10 protein-coding genes are annotated in these 17735 nt (G+C 52.6%); 4 read left to right on the top strand and 6 right to left on the bottom strand.

The features are described 5' to 3' along the window. Positions 1 to 108: 108 nt before the first annotated feature. Positions 109 to 789, top strand: coding sequence for a DUF3313 domain-containing protein (locus EYC87_RS00435; RefSeq protein ID WP_279251115.1), 681 nt, complete (start codon positions 109 to 111; stop codon positions 787 to 789). 422 nt (positions 790 to 1211) lie between these two features. Here EYC87_RS00435 and EYC87_RS00430 read toward each other — a convergent pair whose 3' ends face one another. After that, the gene (locus EYC87_RS00430; RefSeq protein WP_279251885.1) at positions 1212 to 7823 is read right to left on the bottom strand and encodes a DUF7507 domain-containing protein; all 6612 of its coding nucleotides are present in this window, start codon (positions 7821 to 7823) and stop codon (positions 1212 to 1214) included. 539 nt (positions 7824 to 8362) lie between these two features. Here EYC87_RS00430 and EYC87_RS00425 point away from each other — a divergent pair. Together EYC87_RS00425 and EYC87_RS00420 are read left to right on the top strand one after the other, a co-directional pair. Continuing rightward, positions 8363 to 9565, top strand: a complete 1203-nt coding sequence (locus tag EYC87_RS00425; protein WP_279251114.1) for an acyl-CoA dehydrogenase family protein — start codon at positions 8363 to 8365, stop codon at positions 9563 to 9565. 2 nt (positions 9566 to 9567) lie between these two features. Continuing rightward, on the top strand, positions 9568 to 10704 hold the full coding sequence (locus EYC87_RS00420; protein WP_279251113.1) for an acyl-CoA dehydrogenase family protein: 1137 nt from the start codon (positions 9568 to 9570) through the stop codon (positions 10702 to 10704). Between the two features lie 61 nt (positions 10705 to 10765). Here the strand turns inward: EYC87_RS00420 and EYC87_RS00415 are convergent, their stop codons facing one another. Continuing rightward, positions 10766 to 11914, bottom strand: coding sequence for an aromatic ring-hydroxylating oxygenase subunit alpha (locus EYC87_RS00415; RefSeq protein ID WP_279251112.1), 1149 nt, complete (start codon positions 11912 to 11914; stop codon positions 10766 to 10768). 92 nt (positions 11915 to 12006) lie between these two features. Between EYC87_RS00415 and EYC87_RS00410 the strand changes: the two genes are divergently transcribed. Beyond that, positions 12007 to 12240: a TetR/AcrR family transcriptional regulator gene (locus EYC87_RS00410; RefSeq protein WP_279251111.1), complete on the top strand. Its 234-nt coding sequence runs from the start codon at positions 12007 to 12009 to the stop codon at positions 12238 to 12240. Here the strand turns inward: EYC87_RS00410 and EYC87_RS00405 are convergent. The 4 genes from EYC87_RS00405 to EYC87_RS00390 form a co-directional block, all read right to left on the bottom strand. Further along, positions 12230 to 13078, bottom strand: coding sequence for a 2OG-Fe(II) oxygenase family protein (locus tag EYC87_RS00405; RefSeq protein ID WP_279251110.1), 849 nt, complete (start codon positions 13076 to 13078; stop codon positions 12230 to 12232). The two genes, EYC87_RS00410 and EYC87_RS00405, sit on opposite strands and share 11 nt — an antisense overlap. Continuing rightward, the gene (locus EYC87_RS00400) at positions 13071 to 13391 is read right to left on the bottom strand and encodes a hypothetical protein (protein WP_279251109.1); all 321 of its coding nucleotides are present in this window, start codon (positions 13389 to 13391) and stop codon (positions 13071 to 13073) included. The genes EYC87_RS00405 and EYC87_RS00400 overlap by 8 nt, the downstream gene beginning before the upstream one ends. Before the next feature lie 290 nt (positions 13392 to 13681). Further along, complete coding sequence (locus EYC87_RS00395; RefSeq protein ID WP_279251108.1) at positions 13682 to 16240, bottom strand: DUF1588 domain-containing protein; 2559 nt, start codon at positions 16238 to 16240, stop codon at positions 13682 to 13684. Further along, a complete protein-coding gene (locus EYC87_RS00390) occupies positions 16237 to 17559 on the bottom strand; it encodes a DUF1501 domain-containing protein (protein WP_279251107.1) in 1323 nt (440 codons plus the stop codon). The genes EYC87_RS00395 and EYC87_RS00390 overlap by 4 nt, the downstream gene beginning before the upstream one ends. Positions 17560 to 17735: the final 176 nt, after the last annotated feature.

Raw genomic sequence — 17735 nt, 5'->3', positions numbered from 1 at the left:
TAGTAATACCGGCGACTTAACTTGTCGGTACCCTGAAATTTTATTTTAGTGTAGCTTATAGACCCTTAACCTACTTGCTTTAACTTATTCCACCCAGAGGGCAAGCTAATGAAAACCAAAGCCGCATTCGTAACAGCAGTCTGTCTTACAACACTGCTCACGGCGTGCAATACCACTTCTAAATTAGCGAGTGAGGCGATTCCGGAATCTGGCTTTTTGTCGAACTATTCGATCCTTGTCCCAGTATCAACGACGGTGCCCGACGTACGCATTTACCGGTATCGAAAATCAAGCGTTGATCCCGCGGTCTATACCGGCGTCATTCTGGATCCTATTTATTTAAATCAATACGTCACCAAGGCAGTAAGTCAAGAAACAATTCAGCAAACCAAAGAAGCTTTACAAGCTTCGATGGAGAAAGCCGTGCTTAGCAAAGGTAACGTGAAAATTGTGACTGAGCCAGGGCGTGGCGTAGCAAGGTTTTCTGTGGGCATTACTGGCGCGGAAAGTTCACCCGATAACCTGAAACCATGGAGCTTTACTCCAATTGGTCTGGCTATAAATGGAGCGGCTTATGTTGGTGGTGTAACCCAAAAAACACCGACACTCCTGGTGGAAAGTAAGATTGTCGATAGTCAAACCAATCAGTTGCTTGGAGAGGGGCTGGTGATGGTTCAGGGTGAATCATTCAGAACCAACTCTGGTTCCTTAGATTCATTTATAGCGATGGCTAAAGAGGCAGTGACAGTAGCCATGGAAACGTCTGCTACCTCGGCACCAGCGAAATAATGTTGCGCGTATAGTTAACGTTATTGCAGGCCTAAGCCTACTTTTCAGCGGCGTGATACCCACCAATAATCGCTAGTCATTAATTCCAGTATAGAAAACATAAAACCCCTGATGGGGGCAGGCACTCACGCTATTTTTTACAACTGGACTTGCGTATCTGGAGAAGTTAGCGCTTGTTAATCCACCAAGTTCGTTCACTGTATTAGGGTTGTTGATTCGCTTCCTGCGCAAAGAGACGGCGTGGCGGATGAGCTAAATTTTGTGCCGCTCAGCAAGAGGTTTTCTCTTAGTGCCCATAACAGCGGCATTTGCAGATCGACATCCTGTGCAACAGGCAGGCTGAATCTCGACCCTGCAGAAGATGCCGATGCCATGCCCCAGATCTTGGGCAGTTCTGTGACCTATCGTATCGCCATCGGCCCTCAGCAGGGTCGCCTGAATCTCCATTGGAACCAGGCGAGTTGGATTATGAGCAAGCTTAGGATTATTAACCAGAGCTTACTGTGAGAGGTTGGTATGCTCTCAGGGATCGAAGGATTGGGCCAATTATCATCACCTGTCACTGCAAACAGCGCCTCATCGGAGTCGGGCAGACCCTCATCAGCAGTGATATCTGCGACGCTTTTCAACAGTGTTCCAGAACGAGCAACACCCGAACCGGATGCGCTAACATCGACCGTGAACTGCTCCTGGCCAGCGGCGCCGGCAGGCAAACTTCCAACAGCCCACACCACCGTGTTGTTTTGCGCCGTGGAGCTCCCGGTTGCAGAGTCGAACAGCGTGTCGGCAGGCACTGTGGCAGTCACCTGCGCACCGGTTGTATTCTGATTTCCCGTATTTGCCCAAGTTACGGTGAAGACCTGTTTATCCCCGGGAGCCACCGGATCAAAGTTCGCTGTTATGGTGACTTCCAGTTCGGTGTGACTCCGCTCGTACGTGACAGCGGTGTCTGTGACACGGGACCCATTTGCGCTATCAAACGACACTAAATTAGTCAGCTTGGTACCGTCCAGCGCAGACGTCGGCGTGTCGATGCTCACGCTGACCCTACCCCCGGAGCCGGCCGCCACATCACCGAGATCCCATCGCACCACCCCTGACCCATCGAACGTCTCGGTACCGCCGTCTGAGGCGCCTGCAAATGCAGTTCCCACAGGAATCAAATCCTCCAGCACACCATTAACTGCCACGCCATTACCAAGATTTGAGTAATCGATTTGGTAGGTTATCGCATTAGGTACAGCAACGCTGTTTGGCCCGACCTTGCTCACCAACAAGGCAGGCTGAGCAGTAATTATCGTTTCGACCTGATCCGTTTGAGCAGCTGCATTATCGGCGGTAAACACCGCAAGTGAAGGTTCTATCGCCCCGTCAGCCACCGTTGCATCAACCGACACGCTGAACTGCAGGTTAATAAACCCTGTCGGAGGCAATGCCGATGCAGTCCAGACTGCCTGGCCTTGCTCAAACCTACCGTTGTTGCTAATAGTTTGAGGGCTCGAGTTGGGCGGCAAGGTTGCGTATACCGCTGGGTTGAGGGCGATATCGTTGCCAGCATTTCGGACCTGCAGCGTGTAAAGCAGAGCGTCGCCCGGTTGCGCCAGCTGTTTGTCAACGCTGTAAATCAGTAACAAGTCAGGGTTGCTAATCACCGGTACCAACAAAGTAGCCGTTGCCTCTGGCAGTATCGTACCATCGGGCTTCTTTCCTGAGACCACTGATCTGTTCAACAATGGGGTGCCATCGGCGATCACGTCATTTGCACGCACTTTCACCTGCAAAGACAGGTCCGTATCTGGCCCCATCGGACCGAAATCTTTCTCGATATCCCAGATCACGGCATCGCCGACCAGTTGGCCGTTGGCACTCGCATCCACGAATACGACGTCAGGCGGAAGCACGTCAGTAATGACGACATTTTCGGCGACATCTGATCCGGCATTTTTCACTGTGATTTCGTAGGAAAACGTTTGCCCTGGTAAAACCTGATTCACTGCGCTTGTCTTATCAATCGTGAGCAGCGCCGAACTTACGACCATGGTTTTAGCAGGCTGGGCAAATATCTTCCCGGTATTGTTGCTATCGACAGAGGCGTAATTAACGAGCTCTGTTCCATCTCTCAAATCATTCCCGACGCGTGCCTGAATTAAGATAGACCCCGATTCGGAGCTCTTCAGAGAACCGATGTTCCAACTCAACGTCTGGTCTTTAACGCTATCAGGCTGTGGTGTGGCAAATTCGAAAATGACATCCCCCGGCAAGATATCTTCCACAACTACGTCACTGGCAGTTATTGCACCCGTATTTTCGTAGTCAATACTATAAACCAACAGGTCACCGGGCTGCCCAGAACCAGAATTGCCTGAATTTACAGTTTTGCTATTCACAGTTTTATTAATAGATAACACAGCGTTCTGTATGCTGACTGTTTCGGAATCAATGACGGGTCGCGGAGTTTCTGTCGAACTGATGCTTGCACTGTTGGTAAGATCCTTTCCGTTCTGCAGGGACACATCAGCACGTGCAACAACCTTCAGGTTGCCAGAATCTTTAGCGGCTAGGGAGCTTGCACTCCAGGTGATAATGCTGCCATCGCCAGATATTTTAGGATTGCCGCTGGCGCTTACCAGTGAAAGCCCGGGCGGCAGTACATCCACAATGACGGGGTTGTTCGCACTATCACCGCCGGAATTTTCATACGCTATGTCAAATGATACCTTGCCGCCCGCCGCTACATAAGCGCCTGTATCACTCGTTTTATTGATTGTAAGAAATGGCGCGCTGGAAACTATTGGCACCGCCCCAACAAACTGTGATTGTACCGACTTAGACGGCGTCAATGTTTCGTACAGTACCGCTGTGTTCGGTAGCTTGGTGCCGTCTGGGATAACATCGTTAACACGCACAGTAACCTGAAGCGTGTTGGTCGCGCCTTGAGCCAACGACGGCAAATTGACCCACTGGAGAAGACCGGGCTTCAACAATGGTGCCGCTGGAGCCTGACTAGCGCCTCCATCAGAAGCGTCAACAAATATCACGCCGCCCGGGAGCGAGTCTTCGATAGTAATGGGGCCGCTACTGTCCGTACCCACATTGGTGTAGCTAAGTGTATAAACGAATTGCTGATTGGGTAGCACAATATCGTCGGAGGCCGTCTTCTTGAGCTCAAATATCGCCTCACCACTGACGGTTACCACGACCTCATTTGAAACGGCATTACCGACACCTGGCGTATCCGTAGTTGCCTGTGCCACGTTCCGCAGCACAGTGTTACCGGGCAATCCCTCTTTGACCTTGGCACTGACTATGACTGTAACCGGAACTTTAGGATCAAGATTGCCCACTGACCACTCTACCGTCTGCCCGGACCCTGTCACCGAACCCGAAGTGCTGCCAGCATCAATAACCAGCTCGTCCGGAAGCGTATCTGTTATGACAACATTCGAGGCGACTGAATCACCGAGGTTTTCGATTTCTATAGTATAGGTAATGTTACCGGCGTTCTCACCCTGTCCGGGGGCTGGCGAGTATAGCGTTGCTGTGCTCGCTGTCTTTCTCACATCAAGCACAGGTGCACTATCAATAATCGTCAGCACAGGGGCTGAGTAGATTGCGCCCCGCTCAGCAGACTGCATGCCCGCGCGATTGTAAAGTTTCGTCCCGTTATCGATGACGGCGTCTAACTTCGCATTAAAAGTAAAGACACCCTGCTTGTTTCCCTCAGACAATGATCCAACATCCCAGACAAGCAATCCTGCAGAAATATCGCTAAGCGTTGTATCGATGGGTGGTGTGCTACTGCCGTCGACATATGTGACTTGATTGGGTAAGAGATCTGCAACCAAAACGTCTGTTGCTGCCGAGCCCGTTTTTGTCAAATCCAGAGTGTAGTGGAGCACATCTCCGGGTGCCGCATGTCCAAAAACGCTCGTCGTTCCTCCCGCTACCTGTTTACTGATCGAAAAATCGGGAAGATCGACAATCGTCACTTGTGCCGAATCCGTGGTGGAGTCCTTTTGAGACTCAAGGCTGACTAGGTTCGGAACTTTGACCGCCGGCAAATAACTGCCGGGACGAACCCGTGCCTTAACGACCTGAACAAAGGGCCCTGTTTTGGCATTCAGATTTCCGAGTTTCCAGACAATATTCCCTTTGGCATCTGGCCCGATAGCGCCACCGCTAGCACTGACGAATTCAAGCTCGCTGGGGAAGTTGTCCCTCAGTTCGACATCGAGTGCGTTGCCATCGCCGATATTCGAGTACTCAATCGTATAGTTTACTTCTTCCCCGGGGTGCGCCACGGCGTTGTCTACCGTCTTCGTAACCCGCAATGCCGGTGCAGCTCTCACCACAGTGCTTGCTGAGGCTGTTCTCGGTTGCCCTTCATTTGTTAAGATTTGCACAGTGTTTAACAAAGTTGTGCCGACAAGTACCGAGCTCGTGTCAACCAGTAGCTGCACATTTATCGACTTTCCAGGGTTTAAAACTGGAAAATTCCATTCCAGAACTTTGCCGTTTATCGACGCAGCATTCGGCTTGGATGCCGTGTTGTAAGTGGTATCTTCGGGCAGTGTATCTATAAGCCGCAGATCTGTGAGGTCAATCTTTCCCGTGTTCTCTATTACAATATTGTAAACAAGTGTTTCTCCGGGAACGATCTGTTGCTGGTCGGGTCGGAGTGACTTCGTCAATGCGACCGCGGCATCCGACGTATAGTGGTTGGTAAAATCGAGATCCAATCTGTCAACATCGTACAAAGCACCGCCAATATTAAATACCGATGTGCCGGGTGGTGTTGTCGCTTTTACTTTTGCCTGAAAACTGTATTGCGCCTGACCCACAAGAAGCGCTTCTTTTGGCCAAACAATCAGTGTGCCGCCATTTGGTGCAGCATTCACCGATTCGGGTTGTATCGAGCTACTGACAAACTCGAGTTCTGGGGGTAGAAAATCAATGACTTGTAAGTCGCTGACTCCAACAATCGTTTCCAGCGTGGCCGTTATCGTATAGTCAATAACATCATTCTGAAAAACCGGCACAGACTGAGGAGGCAATGCAGATTTTTCTATCGAAATCGTAGGCGGCGCATTATAAGTGACCCTGACAGTCGGGCTGGTAGCACTGTAATTATTATTTTGCTGGTCGGTTGCCTGCGTGCGAGCTACGTTGGCAACAATCTCTCCATCTTGGAGCTGTGACCCATCGACACGAGCTGTCACGGACACAATAGCTGAACTGCCTCCGGCATCAATGTCTGGTAGATCAACAGCCCAGCTACTGCCGGCCCCGGCACCTTTCGGAGACGAGCTTTCATATAAAAGGCCCGGTGGTAGATCGTCTAGCACTTCGACTTTTGTAGCAGTAACATTACCGCGGTTTCTAACCTGAATTCGATAAGTCACTCGATCGCCATCGACGACATAATTCTGACTGCTCTTGTCGAGTGTTTTGCTTATTTCCAAGTCAACAAGCCCGAGCACGTTGATCTTGGCTTGTGCAGAAGCCACAAAGGGTGCGGGCAGGTTGTCTGCATCTATAACTGCGATATTCGCCAGATCGCCGGGCAGCGTTCCTGTATCGACGGTGACGTTGTAGGTGAATGAACCTGGCTGACCAGGGTCCACATCGCCCAGCGTCCAGGTTATCGTCATCTTTGATGCATCAAAGCTACCAGTAAAACTATTAGGCACCGGCGTCAAACCAGTTGGCACTGAATCAACGATCGTTGTCTGGGCAGCAGTTGTCGCACCGATATTTTCAAAGTCTATCTGATATTGAACCACGTCACCCGGCGCCACCGTCGTTTGCCCCAGAATACGTTTTGAAAGCTTAAAGAATGGCTCTTTTTGCAGGTCTACGTAAGTATCGTTACTCGAACTCGAACCACTACCTGACGCTGAAGACCACGATGTGTTGGCCGTATTCCCAAAACCCGGCGATGTGGTACCAGGATCAATTTGCGCGGACACAGCCACGTACCCCGGCGGATCGTCCGGAGCAACATCAACCAGTGTCCACGTGACCAGCCTTTGCAAGGGGTCCCAGGACGCAGCGGGGCTAAAAGAAGGAGTCCCAATGAGTTCATCGGGTAATCGATCGGTAATAACAACGCTGCCAGCGCTGGCAAATCCAACATTGTCGTATCTTATATTGTAAGTAACGGCGCTTCCGGTGAGTACAGTTTTCCGCGTGCTAACCTTATCGTTAATCGTTTTTCCTAGAACAACCTTTGGCTCTCGATTAACGTTGACGGACACCACATTGCTCTGTGTGACGACATTGGAGCCTCCAATGCTAACGGAAGTAGTCGCGATGTTATCAACCTGTCCGGCAACGGCGCCGGTGTCAACCGAAACGGTCACCGTAATTGAGTAGTCGGCATTTGCCGCCAGGGAGTTGATCGACCATTCAACAGCGCCCGAGCTTCCCACCGCGGGGGCAGTTGATGTTTGTTTATCGGACCCCTCAAACAGCAACCGCGAGTCAAGATTATCGCTCACCGTAACGTTAGAGGCGGTAGCATTACCAATATTTTCGATCTGCAACCGATATTGCACAGTCTGGCCCGGTACAACCTCTCCTGCCAATGGGCTTACTACTTCTTTCGTGATCGTGAGGTTAGGTTTAGCCGTGTCAGGTATTATCGGTGGCCCCCCCGGAAGTACGATACAACTATTTCTTTCTACGCACGAGCAATCGCTACCATTCCTGCTTGTAGCTGTATACGAGAATGTCGGGGTGACATCGGTCCCAGCAGGAAATCCGGGAAAATCAAAGCGAAACCTGGGGGTTGAATCCGGTACGTGTACAGTAGCGCTCGTCGGCGACGCCGAGCGCGTATTTCCTCCTATGCTAGCTGTGAGATTTCGTATCGTGCAAGGTTGCCCGTGTCCGCTTCCCTTGAAAGTAGCGAGGACCTGAAACGAGCTCAGCTCCGCCGGGGGGCTGGTCGGGTTATAAGTAACGTTTATTTCTCCGACTCGGGTCAACTGCCCTTTGCCGAGCGCCGATAAAGAAACCAGTAGGAACGCCACTGACACTGCACAAAGTACTGCTATTCTGGCTCTGATCACTACTACGCCTTCTCTGACAATATTTTTATTGCTTGAAATTTTATCGTAATTCTCTGATCTGTGGGAGTGAAAACGGCATTGTTCTGTGACCAATCTCTCATTTTGCCTCACATTGAGGCCATATGATAAAGATACCCAGCGCGCACCAGAACTGGAGCGACAATTGATGATCTACAACAAGTACTCATCATTTAAAGTATAACCACCATAAAAGCCCTGTTGAGGGGAGGCACTCTCGCAGTTTTTGTCGACTAGCTGCTGATCTGGACAAGTTCGCGCTTGTTAATCCACCAAGTTTGTTCACTGTATTGGGGTTGTTGATTCGCTTCCTGCACGCAAAGACGGCGTGGCGGATGACCGCCCGCTGTTCAAACGTTATGAATATCGTCGAAACGACTGAACGGAGGTGGCACGCGGCGCGTATACACTTATCGGGACACATGGGACACCTCGTATAGAATGATTGAAAAGACTGACCTCAGATTATTAGGAGAAAGCGAATGAGTGATGGTTTCGCGACAAGCGTGAAGGCTTGGGTGGCAGATAACCTGCCAGAGGCTTTAAAGGGCGTAGACATTGGTATGTATGGTCCCAGCTCACTAGAACCGGAAATTCTGGAGGCGTTTGAGCTCTGGCGCCGGCGGCTGGCGGAACAAGGTTGGGGCGCTCCGACCTGGCCTGAAGAGTACGGTGGCGCCGGTCTTGCTGGCGCTGAGGCGAAAATTATAGCTAGGGAAATTCATGCCGCAGGCAGTATGAACCCTATACCTTTTCTCGCTGGAATGGGGGTAACAATGGTTGGCCCCACGCTTATGGAATATGGAACGGAGGAACAAAAAACGCGCCATCTCCCCGGCATGGCCAGCGGGGCAGTGCGCTGGTGCCTCGGGCTTTCCGAGCCGAACGCGGGGTCCGATCTCGCCTCGCTGGCGACCCGCGCCGTGCAGGAGGGCGATCATTGGATTCTCAATGGTCAGAAAACCTGGACATCAGGAGCCGACAAAAGCCAGTGGTGCGGCGCCCTGGTGCGGACCGACCCCGACGCGGCCAAGCGGAACGGTATTAGCTTCCTGATGTTACCGATGGATCAGACGTCGATTGAGACCCGGCCCATCCGTTTGATCGCGGGTGAGTCACCATTTTGCGAAACCTTTTTCAACAGCGCGCAAGCCGGTGCTGACGACATGTTAGGTGAGCTCAACGATGGCTGGAGCGTGATCAAGCGCCTCTTGCAGCATGAGCGCGCTAGCCAGACGTCCGCACCGCCCACCAGCAATAAGGTCGAGCCGCTGCAGGATCTGGCGCGCAACTATATTGGATTGGGGCCTGACGGTACCCTGGCCGACAGTGACTTACGCTCTCGATTGGCCGATCACCTGATGGATGCGGCGGCTCATACGTTAACTATCGGCCGTATTATGGCCGAAGCCAAGGGCGGAAACGTCGAGGTGTCAGCGACTGCGTCCATTCTGAAGAATTCAGCCACCGACGTTGCCCAGGATCGCTCCGAGCTACTGCTGGAGATTATGGGTAACCAGGGGCTGGGCTGGGAGGGCGCCGAATTCTCCGGCGGGGAGTTGCACTCCGTGAGGGAGTGGCTGGGTACCAAGGCCATGTCGATTTACGGTGGCTCCTATGAAGTGCAGAAAAACATCATCGCCAAGAATATTCTCGGCCTGCCGGAAACTACACAAAAGGGTTAATCATGGCTGCATTCACAGAAGAACAAGCGCTCATTCGCGAACAGGCTAGTGCCTGGGCGCTGAAAGAATCTCCAGTAAGTCAATTCCGTGCATTGCGTGATGCCGGTGGTAACGCCGGCTTTGAGCAGGCGACCTGGGGCGCAATGATCGAGATGGGCTGGACGGGGATCCTGGTGCCGGAAGAATATGGAGGCTCAGATCTCGGTATGCTTACCTTTGGCCTGGTGCTGGAGCAGTTGGGTCGCCAACTGACGGCCTCACCATTGCTGCCCTCTGCACTGGCCGGCGCCAGCGCAATGCTATTGGGCGGCAGCGCTGAGCAGCAAGGCGCAATGTTGCCAAAGATTATCGATGGGACCGCTATCCTGACTTTGGCGGTTGACGAGGGCACGCATCACCGACCAGAAAACACCGCACTTGAAGCGCGCGCGAGTAAAGGAGGCTTTACTCTGGCGGGCTCCAAGGCCAGTGTCGCGGAGGGAAGCGCAGCCACGCACTTTGTCGTTGCGGCGCGCACAGCGGGCACTCCCGGTGAAAACGATGGGATTAGCTTGTTCCTCCTGCCCGCTGACAGCGTCGGTGTATCGCGCACGCCGCTCAACGTATTGGACAGTCGCGATTACGCCAACATTCAGCTTGACGACGTCCATGTCGACGCCGATACGTTACTGGGGCGCCTGGGTGGGGGTTTGCCCTTGTTGCAGCAGGTTCTCGATAGAGCCCGGGCTGGTATTGCGGCCGAGATGCTGGGTACAGCCTCACAGGCTTTTGATATGACGCTGGATTATCTGAAAACACGAGAGCAGTTTGGCTCGGTTATTGGTTCATTCCAGGGACTGGGTCACCGCGCGGCCGGACTGTTCTCCGCCATGGAGCAGACACGCTCGTGTGTAGAGGCAGCTCTGCAGGCGATTGATACCGACGCAGACAACAGCGCTGAACTTGCATCGCTGGCAAAGTGCAGGGCAGGACAGTTTCTTTACGATATGACTAATGAACTGATTCAGATGCACGGCGGCATTGGTATGACCGATGAGTTTGACGCGGGCCTCTACCTGAAGCGCGCCCGTGCGCTGGAAGCCAGTTACGGTAACCGGTCCTACCACCGCGACCGCTATGCACGGTTGCTGGGTTTTTAGCCGGAGAAGCCTGCACTGGCAGTTTTAGACTAGCCGGTAGTGAGTTACCCGCGGCAGGTGCCTATTTGTCCAGATTTTTCGCCAGGTGCTGATGAAAATTGACGATCGCCTTTTCATAGTGCCCAAAGGTCAAATGCGTATTGGCGCTGGTAGTCACTGTCTCCTGTATCGCACACGCCGCTTCCCGATCCTCGTCTTGCCCTGAGTCATTCACAAATCGGGCGTCCCGCACAGCTTCTTCCAATGTAATCGGATGCTCATCAGTTTGTCGATTAATCATGCGGTAGATCACCCATTGCGTAAGCCCCGGGGCGAGTGGTTCAAGAATAACCAGGTTTGTATGTTTGGACAGCACAGACACGCTGACATTAGGGAACAGGTGGTAGACGGTAGTCACAGCACCATCAATACGGCGCTCATGCGGCGCAATATCTCTGAGCTTTTCGATGCGCCGGAAGGGAAAAATAATGCGCGAGTTTGCCCCGTACGTGTCGACCAGATTAGTATTGTCTAAGCCGTAAGGATAAAACGAGTTCCGGTGCAGAGACTTGATGTGATAGCCCTCTTGGGCCGTTTCATTGAGTAACTTCCAATTTGCTTGATCAATAAAACCGTCTTCTTCAAACATCTCCTGTTCTGGCGCAAAGTAGTCAAGACAGCTGTTCTTGAACTCTGGGCTTATGGACCCTACCTGTGCCACATAAACAATGCCTCCTTTCTCAAAAGCACTCACCTCGACCAGGCCATGTTCTTCGGGATCCAAATCAGGAAAGCCCGCCCTCCCCGGAATTCCTTTAATCTTGCCATCAAGGTTATAGGTCCATCCATGATAAGGGCAACTGAAAGCACTCTCACAGCCACTGCCATTAGCAACCTGCATGCCGCGGTGCCGACAGGCGTTGATGAAAGCATGCACCACACCCGCTGCGTCCCTGACGATCAACAGCGGTGTGCCAGCCGCTTTTCTTGCCAAGTAACTGCCGCTCTTCGGCAAGGCGGCAGACGGACAGAAAGGCACTGGGAGGCGCCGCAGTAAAGCGATTTCGTCAGCAAATCTCTGTTGGGAACGATAGTGCTCCACTGGCTCCTGCCAGACAGTATCACCGAGATCCGTGGTGCCATTATCAATATGATTAAAAATGCGCTCGATAACTTCTTGTTCATCCTTCAGCAGTATGTCTGAGACACTCGAAGGCGTAGAAATTTTCACGTTATTGTCCACTTTCTACTCTGTTATAAAAATGAAGGTGCAGTCTACACCCTTTTTACCTATCGCTGGGTACTGGCGTTAAGCCCTGACACATGGGTAACACTTCCGAGGCCGCTGGCATTCGAATGGCCACGCTGCAGTGCTGCTTTCCGAGTCGAGAGGATCTGTTTTCCGGGGCGTTCGAGGATATTGCTGACAAGGCTTGGGCGAAAATGATGGCCGGCATCGATCAACAGCCCGGCGTTGGTGACAGTCAAAAATTGAGCTGCACGCATGGTGGTAGCGCGCAACAAGAAAACTTCATGAAGACTGAGGTTACTCGGTGAGGTTTTTTTCCAGGCGTGCGAACAGGTCTTGCACCGAGGAGCTCCCCTTGACCGCACCCCCAGCATCGAACTGCCACAACATGCCATCGAGGTCCGGATTGGCGAAATAAACAATACCGTGGCGAATAGGATGGTTCGCTTGCTGGCTCAGTACCCGATGCACTGCGGCACCCACACTGCGCTCAGAGTGTGCCGTGATGAAATGCAGCGCTTCACCAAAGTTGATGACTAAGTGGCCGGGTAGTACCGGCACATCCTCAAACGTGCCGGCCACTTCAATCTGCAAGCCCGGAGCGGTGGCATCAAGGATCGTGACGAAACCGTAGTCTGTATGGGGGCGCAGTCCCAGATCGGTATGGCGGGTGTCGTAGTGGACGAAGTTCAGAAACGCAGTGCCCGCACCCGAGGCGTAGCCCCCTGAAGCGCGACTCCAGAAGGGCTCGGGAATGCCCGACTGGTGAAACACCTCACGAATAATGGCGACGCCAATGTCATCGAGTTGGCGGCCAAACTGGGCAACCTCTGCGGGATAGTGTTGATCCCAATGATGGCGGCATAGGGCCAACTTGGTTTGTTGGTTATTATCAAGAGCGATGAAGCCCTCCAGTTCGCCATACTTAGGAATCCTGCGATAAGCACTATCCTCGTCGAGCAGTTCGCGCCCGAATTGACGGGCGCCGTCGAGGTGCAGAGCGTCGGGAATCTCCAGGTAAAAGACACCGAGAGCCCACGCGCGATCGAGGTCCTCCGCGGTAGGAAACACCAGGCGCTGCTGCTCCGAGATCGAGGCGACGGGAAGCCCCTCGTTCAGTAATACGGTCTGACAATTATCAACCATCGCAAAAGAATCCGAAGTTTGCCCGAGCGAAGGCTTTGTGATTGGGGTCAGAGGGAACCCGTTCGGGCATCAGCACCTCCATACCGCTATAGCCGGTCGCCTGCGCAATCTTCTGGATATACGCTCCCGCAAAAATCTGCTGGGTCTCCGTCCTCGCGTAATTGTCCGATGTCAGTGGTGTATATTCTTCAGCTTCAATAGGCACCGCCGGTGATGCGCACGCGGCCTCCTCAGCGGAGGCCAGTTGTATCGAACCTGGCGTGACGACTGCTGCGACTGACAGCATGACAGGCATTAGAAAACGGTTGGGCATCTACTTTTCTTCCAAGAGAACGATAAGGGCAACGGCTCTGATTGTGTTACAGAGCCTGCCGAGGGGACTTAAATACCCCTCCCAAGGCGACCTATGATAAGCGAGACGGGCGGCTTGTGAAATAGCTGTTCGGGCAAAATTGGCCGGGTAAAAGCACAGTCCAGGTAGTCATCTGAGCGGGTGGGCTGTTAACTTAAGTCAAAGGCGGCAAAGGAATTGAAGCGCATATCTAATGATGAAGCACGCTCAGCTGCATCCCGCCAAGTAGTTAGCCTGGGGGCATCGTTGAACTAGTCATGGAGATACCAATAGTGATTCATTAGCGCCCGCACGACGCCGGACCATGCTGCCACCATGCCCTGCGGGTCATTTCTCTGCTCCCAGCTCAGGGAATCGTATTTTTCACTACCCAGCCAACAAGGGTTGTCCACCCAACCCTGATCCTTGCTTTCTTGATACCGAGATTCCAGTAGATCATAAAGCTGCTTGACCTCGAGAGCATTGCGGGAAATCTCCCGGCCCAGCATCTTGTCGTAAAGCAGCACGATCTGGGTCTCGATCTTTGCACGGTTTGCCTCACTCGGCGTTGTCGTTTTAGAGACCCTGTTAAACAGCGCAGGACGAGGCTCTGGCGGTTGTAGTTGACAGACTTTGCGATTCCAATCGAACTCCCACCAGTCGTCTGTGCTGCAGTCATTGCGGATGGCCTTGAGCACATTTCGGTTGAAATCCCAGACGGCCACCCGACAGGCAAACTCAACCGCCTGGCGATCGGCAACATTCGACATTAACGCAGTCAATTCGCGAGCGCGCTCAGTGACACCGAACGAATCAATGCCGCCGTAGGCGATTCGTTCGTCTCCATATCGAAGTTGAGTCCAATCTCCCGATATAGAACCGCTAACCATCTGAGAACTACGTTCGTTCCAGCGTGTGCCAAAAATAGCAAACGCCTTGCGATCTAATTCTTCAGGAGATAGCAGGCGGCCGCTACCGACACTAGCCAGTTCAACCATGCGCTCATTGAGATCTTCACTGTCAAAGCCTTCTGCTCTGAACCAGGGTGACATGATCATATCGGCAAAAAGTTGCTTCGCTTTAAAATTATTTGAACGAAACTTTTGCGCCAGTTCATCCATCAGCTCCTGCTGGGCATTGTAAGCATTAAGCTGTTGCTGATAGTCAACATCGGTTGTGGATCCCGGTGCTATCAAAGGGTTAGCGCCCATAATGGCTGGCCACCAGAATGCGACTGTCGCTTTAGCGAAACGGGGGTCATTGACTATCTGTTGTCCCAACCACGCCGCACTGCCGTGTTTCTTGTCAGTGGTCTTACCATTTATTCCTGGCTGACGCATATCGCGGTACCAGACATCGCCCTGCTGATAGGGCGTATCATCAGGGTCGCCGCCGAACCACTCCGGAAACTTATAAGCATCGGCCAGTGAGTCGCTGCCGCTATCCCGATACTTACCGAACTCACTGAAGTTCTGGTAGGCGCCAGCGACTGGGTCCATCCGCTCATGGCACACAGTACAGGCCGCATTATTCATAGTGGGGTTGTTGGTATCGGTCAACGCATCTGGGTCCTGGGTCCGGGGGGCCGACCTCTCGATATCGATCCCCAGAAAGTGATAGAGCGTCCAACGTGCCCGTGCCCGATTGCGATTGGTATCTGTCGTTGGGTAGCGAGCCAACCATGCATGTGTCGTTAATACCCCTGCATGCGGCCGACTGATAGTACCGTCAACTTTTTTCACCCAACAGCCTGATTCGTCGCACTGACTCTCAAAGTCACCCGAAAAATCAGCCTGCCCTTTATCTCTCACTTTTTTATACTTTACAGCTGCGGAAGGGTCGTATTCTTCCTCAGGGTTTACCGGTGAAAACAGTTTTTTAGCCCCATATATATTTGCGGTGTAACGATTGGCCATCGTGTAATTACCGGTCAAGATCTGCTTGTAAGGCAGGTTTCGCTCGACCACGTGAGCAATTAACTCCAGGGGTTCGCGAATGACACCGTAATCGTAAACCGCCTCCCGATAGTTACACTCGCTAAGACTGCGGGCCTGTTGTATCTGCTGCTGTCGAGAAACGTCGGGCCCCCATTCACAGCGCTCCAGATTCCGCGCCAGGTTTGCTTCTTGATAGACGCCTTCAAAGCCGAATTCAAAGTTCATCCCATTATTAAACCCATCTGTATGAATCCGGTCATTGGCGCCCGTGATCAGAAAATCGTGAAACTGAGCTCCCTTCATGAACCGTAATAAAGCGGCACGCAGGTTTACTTCACTCTTGGCCACATTTTTTAGTTGGCCTGCTGTAGGCAGCTTCCCCGCCAACATGATGGCCGCTCGGCGCAAAGTGCGCTCCCTGGACTCTAATACAAGCCCCCGCCAGAAATCCTGATCAACAGAATCGCCCCCCGAGTTGTTGTTCCCACTGATAATATCCAGCAGCTTCTCGATGGCCTTGTAACCGCTTGAGCCGCTTGCATGGATCTGGGCACCACCGTGGCCAGCGCCTCCAGAAATCTTGGCAAGTATCAGCCCCTGATCCACATCCGAATGGGCATAAAAGTCAGCCATTGCGTTGTAATTGAAGCTGTCGGCGCCGTCCCGGAAAACCAGCCGCGCCCCACTGTTGTCTGCAACTCCACCATTCAGGTGGCAAGCGAAGCAGGGTTCCACATGCGGGGAAACATCACTGGCAAAAAATGCCTCGCCATCCTGGGCACTGACGGTCATAGTCCATAGCAAAGCGCATAGCGCCATTATCGGCACCTGTCTTGTTCTTGCCAAACCAGGCAGGTGACTCGACTTTAGAACTCGCTCGACCATAGTTTTCATATTGTGCTCCTGCTGCGGTCAAACAGGGGCAATGATTCCACGTCCAGCCGGAACCCGGCTTCATTAGCAAAGCCTTCGAGCCCGAGATATTGGCGCAGGGCCAAATGCACATGGGAAGGCAGGATGTTGACACCCTTGAATTGATCAGGCCTCAAGGTCTTGGGATTTACTTTAAGGGCGTTGTGTAGTTCATCGGTATGGCCCACGACCCGGTTTCCCCAGACCGGGTTTTTCTCCATCACGATATATGAGCCAATCGGCCAGTGGTCCTTACCGTCAGCATCGTTATAAAAATTGGTGCGACCAAAATCAGAGCCGATGAGCAGGGTAATGCGATTTGCGAGGCCCAGCTCTTGGGCATAGGACCAGAAAAAGTCGATGGCCTCGGTCGTATGGCTAAGCAGTGGGTCCTGCCAGCTGTCGTTTGCATCGTGGGAGTCAAAGCCCCCGAGTTCCAGATCTGCGGCGGAACCCAGGCCTGCTTTAAAAATCAGCAGGGCGCCCTGCATGCGACGTTTGAGATCGGAACTCCATCCCATGGGTGTTGCCACATAATCGTCTGGCACCATATCGTCGGCGCTAGGCATGATATCAAACAGGTTCGCCAGACCCTGACGAGAATTTCGCGCCTGGGTATAAGCCTCAACAGTGGCCATTTGGCGTGGTGATAAACCAGACGACTTAAGCTGCTTTAGGCTGTCGTCAACGTAACTTTCCACCAGCCTGGTTTCATTTGTCGGACGAGCATTTCCCCCATCCCATGGATTCACTGTTGGGTTGAGCAGCGAGCGAATTCCGTTGAGATCGTTGACCCGAGTGAAACGAAGCAGGTTGCCGGTCTGGCTGTAACCACCAAAGGTGGTGTAACCCATGGCGTGCTGAGGGGAGCGTTTGGCCGCGTGTAGCGCTGTAATGGAAGGAGCACCCACCGCGTTGCGACCGCTCCAGTTGTATAAGATGCCCGTAGAATGGGAGTTGGTCTGGGCATCCACTCCATTAACGACCATCATCTGCTTGTAGTACTTATTGAAAAACTTCTGGTTTTGGGCAAACGGTGCGTAAGAAATCTTGCCCTTTGTCATTGTCCCTGCTGTATCCGCCCAATGATTGATGTCAGGCTCGCCGGGGGTATTTTCCTTGGGGTCGCAAAAGCAGGTAACGTCTGCCCCACCATTTAATTGCAAGGTAACAAGTAACTTGCCTTTATAGCTCGTTGGCGCTGCGTAAACGTGGCTACCGGCGACTCCTCCCAACGCGAACCCACTAGTAGCGATCAATGCGTTGCGTAGTAAGCCACGCCGAGTAATGTCTCTATACATTTGACTCTTCCCCAACATCCACCTTGGGATTATGCTGTATTAGGGTCCTTTTCGGTTATCACACACCCCAGAATTATAGTCGGGCAATAACGAAAAGGAAAATTATCTCGCAACTTTGGCAGTGTCTGCTGGACAGGCGTGCCTGGATGCGACCCGAGTCACAGATACTGGAGAGT

It is taken from the genome of Candidatus Seongchinamella marina, from assembly GCF_026262685.1.
GTDB classification, from domain to species: Bacteria; Pseudomonadota; Gammaproteobacteria; order Pseudomonadales; family Halieaceae; genus Halioglobus; species Halioglobus marinus.
Note: the sequence above shows the minus strand (reverse complement) of the source record. Positions and strands in the feature narration are given on the sequence as shown.

What these genes read in the sequence shown, in the direction of transcription:
- EYC87_RS00435 (WP_279251115.1), top strand. Translation starts at nt 109, where the DNA reads ATGAAAACCAAAGCCGCATTCGTAACAGCAGTCTGTCTTACAACACTG.
- EYC87_RS00425 (WP_279251114.1), top strand. Translation starts at nt 8,363, where the DNA reads ATGAGTGATGGTTTCGCGACAAGCGTGAAGGCTTGGGTGGCAGATAAC.
- EYC87_RS00420 (WP_279251113.1), top strand. Translation starts at nt 9,568, where the DNA reads ATGGCTGCATTCACAGAAGAACAAGCGCTCATTCGCGAACAGGCTAGT.
- EYC87_RS00410 (WP_279251111.1), top strand. Translation starts at nt 12,007, where the DNA reads ATGGGTAACACTTCCGAGGCCGCTGGCATTCGAATGGCCACGCTGCAG.
- EYC87_RS00405 (WP_279251110.1), bottom strand. Translation starts at nt 13,078, where the DNA reads ATGGTTGATAATTGTCAGACCGTATTACTGAACGAGGGGCTTCCCGTC.
- EYC87_RS00400 (WP_279251109.1), bottom strand. Translation starts at nt 13,391, where the DNA reads ATGCCCAACCGTTTTCTAATGCCTGTCATGCTGTCAGTCGCAGCAGTC.
- EYC87_RS00395 (WP_279251108.1), bottom strand. Translation starts at nt 16,240, where the DNA reads ATGAAAACTATGGTCGAGCGAGTTCTAAAGTCGAGTCACCTGCCTGGT.
- EYC87_RS00390 (WP_279251107.1), bottom strand. Translation starts at nt 17,559, where the DNA reads ATGTATAGAGACATTACTCGGCGTGGCTTACTACGCAACGCATTGATC.